This window comes from Pseudonocardia sp. McavD-2-B (assembly GCF_024124365.1).
Classification (GTDB): domain Bacteria; phylum Actinomycetota; class Actinomycetes; order Mycobacteriales; family Pseudonocardiaceae; genus Pseudonocardia; species Pseudonocardia alni.
Map to the genome: position 1 here is coordinate 1 of NZ_JAMXSG010000386.1, position 4,082 is coordinate 4,082.

Genomic DNA, 4,082 nt, shown 5'->3' on the forward strand with positions numbered 1-4,082 from the left:
CGGTGTCAGCGCAGCGGGGCGCCGGTCTTCTCCCGCACCTCGTCGGCGCTGACGCCGGGCGCGGTCTCGACCAGCTCGAGCCCGTCCGGCGTCACGTCGATCACGGCCAGGTCGGTGACGATCTTCGTGACGCAGCCCAGGCCGGTGATCGGCAGCGAGCACCGCTCGACGATCTTGGGGGACCCGTCCTTGGAGACGTGGTCCATCATCACGATCACCGAGCGCGCGCCGTGGACGAGGTCCATCGCCCCGCCCATCCCCTTGATCATCTTGCCGGGGATCGCCCAGTTCGCGAGGTCGCCGTTCGCGGCGACCTCCATCCCGCCCAGGACGGCGACGTCGAGCTTCCCGGCCCGGATCTGGCCGAAGCTCTCCGCGGAGCCGAAGAAGGCGGCGCCGTCGGCGACGGTGACGGTCTCCTTGCCGGCGTTGATGAGGTCGGCGTCGACCTCGTCGTCGGTGGGGTAGGGGCCGACGCCGAGGATCCCGTTCTCCGAGTGCAGGACGACCGTCCGGCCCTCGGGGATGTGTCCGGGCACCAGGGTCGGCATGCCGATGCCGAGGTTGACGTACGCGCCGTCGGGCAGCTCGGCCGCGACCCGGGCGGCCATCTCGTCACGGTTGAGGGCCATGGTCAACGCACCGTCCTGAACTCGACCGGCTTCTCGACGCCGGGGACGTGCAGCACGCGGTGCACGTGGATACCGGGGGTGTGCACCGCGTCGGGGTCGATCTCCCCGGGGTCGACCAGGTGTTCGACCTGGGCGATCGTGGTCCGCCCGGCCGCGGCGCAGTCCGGGTTGAAGTTGCGCGCCGCGCGCCGGAACACCAGGTTGCCGTGCCGATCGCCCTTCCAGGCGTGGACGAGCGCGAAGTCCGGGGTGAGGGCGCGCTCGAGGACGTAGGTCACGCCGTCGAACTCGCGGGTCTCCTTCGCCGGGGACTCGACGGCGACCGAGCCGTCGGACGCGTAGCGCCAGGGCAGCCCGCCCTCGGCGACCAGCGTCCCGACCCCGGCCGGGGTGTAGAACGCCGGGATGCCCGCGCCGCCGGCCCGCAGCCGCTCGGCGAGCGTGCCCTGCGGGGTCAGCTCCAGCTCCAGCTCACCGGCCAGGTACTGGCGGGCGAACTCCTTGTTGTTGCCGACGTAGGAGCCGATCGTGCGCCGGATGCGCCCGGCGGCGAGCAGGGTGCCGAGGCCGAAGCCGTCGACGCCCAGGTTGTTCGAGATCGTCTCCAGGTCCGTCGCGCCCTGCTCCAGCAGTGCCGCGATCAGCACCGTCGGAACCCCGGACATGCCGAACCCGCCGACCGCGAGCGACGCCCCGTCGCCGATGTCGGCGACCGCGTCCGCGGCGGATGCCACCACCTTGTCCATCACGCACCTCCGTCGCCGACGACGGTACGCGGCGTACGACAGACGCACAAGCGTTCGCTATGCGAACACCACCCGACAGGGTGGGACCCGTCGGTTGTGCGCCGAGGTGCAGCTCAGGGGTATCCGAGAGGCCGACCGGCCACCCCGGACCGCATCCCGGTGACGTCCCCGGGGCAGGGGGCGCCGTCCCGCGGTGTCGAGATGCAGCTCAGCGGGGCCCGAGGGTGCCCCGTACCCCGCTGAGCTGCATCTCGGCGACCGCCGCCGTCGCGGCGCACCGTCGGCCGGGCGGGCGCGGCGTGGGTCAGGCGGGGGTGGGGGCGGTGTGCGGGTCCCCGACGGCGATCTCTCCGCCTGCGGCTACCTCGGCGTAGACCCCGGCGCACGCCCAGACCCCGCCGACCTGCGGGATCTCGATGCGGTTGTTCTTCGCGATCGTCCGCAGGGTGTCCGGGTCGTCGGGCAGGTCGCCCTGGGGGAGCGTGGTCATGACGCAGCGCATGGTGGCGAAGGAGAACGTGATCCGGGCGTCGTCGCCCAGGGCGCTGGTGCTGCCGGGCCAGTCGTTCTCGACGAAGCCCGTCCCCTCGTCGCGCAGCACGATGTTGGGGCGGTAGCGGAGCGGGTCGAAGGTCGCGTCCGGGTTCAGCTCCCGGAGCCGGTCCAGGGTCGACTCGGTGAGCACGTGCAGCGACGACAGGTCGAAGAACGTGCCCGGCGCCCCGAACGCGGAGATGTCGAACCGGCTGATGATCTCGCCGGAGTCCTCGTGCCGGGTCGTCGTGTCCTCGATGAGCGTGCGCGGCGCGAGCTGCTGCGGGGTGAGGCCCTCGATGTCGGGCCACAGTTCCTCGAAGTAGCTGCCCTCCGGCGGCACCGAGATCAGCGACACGTCCCGGCCGAGCGCGGCGGACAGCGCGGCGTCCAGTCCCTCGTCGTCGCTGCGCAGGACCGAGCCGTCCGGAAAGGTGATCTCGACCGGAGGCAGCGGCTCCCCGGCCACCGGCTCGGCGACGAACCGGGCCGCGAAGCTGAGCAGGCCGAGCCAGCGCTTGGGCACCTTGGCGCTGGCGATGATCCCGGTCCCGTTGTCGAGCACCGCGTAGGCGCGGTCGCCCAGCAGCCCCCGTTCGGTGATGGTGGCCCGGGTCAGGGACTCCCCGAGCATCGACTTGACCGGATAGCGGTAGAGCGCGGCGACCGTCATGTCCGGTGTATAGCGGCCCGTCCGCATCTCCGGCACGGGCCGGACGGAGGGGTCCGCGGGGCGCGTCTCAGCTGAGGCCGTGACGGTCCCGAGCCGCCGCGGATGCGCTCCGGCCCGGGACCGGTTCACCCGGACGGTGCAGTGTGGGGACGGCCGGGGCCGGGCTCAGCCGAGCAGGGCGACCCGCAGCGCGTCCGCCGAGACGTACACGGTCTCCGCGCCGGCGGCCGCCAGTTCACCGGGCTCGGCGTAGCCCCAGCCCGCTCCGACACAACGGAGGCCGTGCTCGGCGGCGCCCTCGACGTCGTGCAGCCGGTCGCCGACCATCAGCGGCTCGTCCGCACCCGACGGCGACCCGAGCCGGCGCAGCGCCTCGGCGACGACGGCGCCCTTGGTCGGCCGGTCCGCGGCACGGGTGTCGCCGACGATCTCGGTGAACAGGTCGGTCCAGCCGTGGTGGGCGAGGATCTTCCGAGCGGACGGCTCCGCCTTGCTGGTGGCCAGTGCCATGGTCACGCCGGCCGCGGACAGTGCGCGCAGCAGCTCCTCCACACCCGGGTAGGGCGCGCAGTCCAGGCAGCCGTCCTCGTCCCCGTAGATCCGCCGGTACACCGGCAGCACGGCGGCGGTCCCCTCGTCGCCGAGGATCGGGGGCAGGCTGCGGTAGAGCGGCGGGCCGAGCAGGTGCGTGCCGAGCGCGGACTCGGGGACGTCCAGGCCCACCTCGTCGATCGCGCGGCGCATCGAGCCGAGGATGCCGGGGGCGGAGTCGACGAGGGTGCCGTCGAGGTCGAGCAGGATGTGGGTCAGCACGTCGGGTCATTCTGCCTCCCGGGGGACCCGGCCGTCCCTTCTCCCCGACGGTCGCAGGTCGTACACTTGTACGCATGGCGAACACACTGCTCGGGCCGCTGTCCGGCACCGACCGGGTCGACGGCCTGCTCGACGACGGCGCGTGGATCGCCGCCCTGCTGGAGGTCGAGCTGGCGCTGTCGGCGGTCGCCGCCGAGCAGGGCGCGGTCACCGAGCACGACGCCGACGCGGTGGAACGCGCCGTCGCCGCCGTCGCGGGCGTCGACCCGCACGCGCTGGCCGCCGAGTCGGTCGAGGGCGGCAACCCGGTGATCCCGCTGGTCAAGCGGCTCAAGGCGGCCGCGGCACGGATCCAGCCCGGCGCCGAGCGCGCGGTGCACCCGGGCGCCACCAGCCAGGACGTCATGGACACCGCGCTGATGCTGCTCACCCGACGGGCCGGGCACCGCGTCGTCGCCGACCTCACCGCCTGCGCCGACGCCGCGGCCGCGCTCGCCGCCACCCACCGCGACACCCCGTGCGCCGCCCGCACCCTCGGCCAGCAGGCGCTGCCGACCACCTTCGGTCTCGTCGCCGCCACCTGGTGCACCGGGCTGGACCGGGCCCGCGCCGGCCTCGACCGGGTGCTCACCGCGCTGCCGGTCTCCTACGGCGGCGCCGCGGGCACCCTCGCGGCCGTCCACC

Annotated in this window: 5 protein-coding genes; 1 reads left to right on the forward strand and 4 read right to left on the reverse strand. The window is 73.8% G+C overall.

The features are described 5' to 3' along the window. Window positions 1–5: 5 nt before the first annotated feature. The 4 genes from NH602_RS28835 to NH602_RS28850 all read right to left on the reverse strand — a co-directional run bounded on the left by NH602_RS28835 (window position 6) and on the right by NH602_RS28850 (window position 3,398). Window positions 6–632, reverse strand: a complete 627-nt coding sequence (locus NH602_RS28835) for a 3-oxoacid CoA-transferase subunit B (RefSeq protein ID WP_073574290.1) — start codon at window positions 630–632, stop codon at window positions 6–8. A gap of 2 nt (window positions 633–634) precedes the next feature. Continuing rightward, window positions 635–1,378 carry a CoA transferase subunit A gene (locus tag NH602_RS28840; RefSeq protein ID WP_073574289.1) on the reverse strand — a complete coding sequence of 248 codons (744 nt, stop codon included), beginning with the start codon at window positions 1,376–1,378 and terminating at the stop codon, window positions 635–637. A 304-nt stretch (window positions 1,379–1,682) separates the two neighbouring features. Further along, a complete protein-coding gene (locus tag NH602_RS28845; protein ID WP_253069455.1) occupies window positions 1,683–2,585 on the reverse strand; it encodes an MOSC domain-containing protein in 903 nt (300 codons plus the stop codon). 165 nt (window positions 2,586–2,750) lie between these two features. Continuing rightward, a complete protein-coding gene (locus tag NH602_RS28850) occupies window positions 2,751–3,398 on the reverse strand; it encodes an HAD hydrolase-like protein (RefSeq protein WP_179762332.1) in 648 nt (215 codons plus the stop codon). A gap of 74 nt (window positions 3,399–3,472) precedes the next feature. Here NH602_RS28850 and NH602_RS28855 point away from each other — a divergent pair. After that, a partial coding sequence (locus NH602_RS28855) for a lyase family protein (RefSeq protein WP_253069456.1) occupies window positions 3,473–4,082 on the forward strand: 610 nt, incomplete at its 3' end.

Excerpts from the sequence above, each read along its gene's own strand:
- NH602_RS28835 (WP_073574290.1), bottom strand. The coding sequence starts at position 632 with ATGGCCCTCAACCGTGACGAGATGGCCGCCCGGGTCGCGGCCGAGCTG.
- NH602_RS28840 (WP_073574289.1), bottom strand. The coding sequence starts at position 1,378 with ATGGACAAGGTGGTGGCATCCGCCGCGGACGCGGTCGCCGACATCGGC.
- NH602_RS28845 (WP_253069455.1), bottom strand. The coding sequence starts at position 2,585 with ATGACGGTCGCCGCGCTCTACCGCTATCCGGTCAAGTCGATGCTCGGG.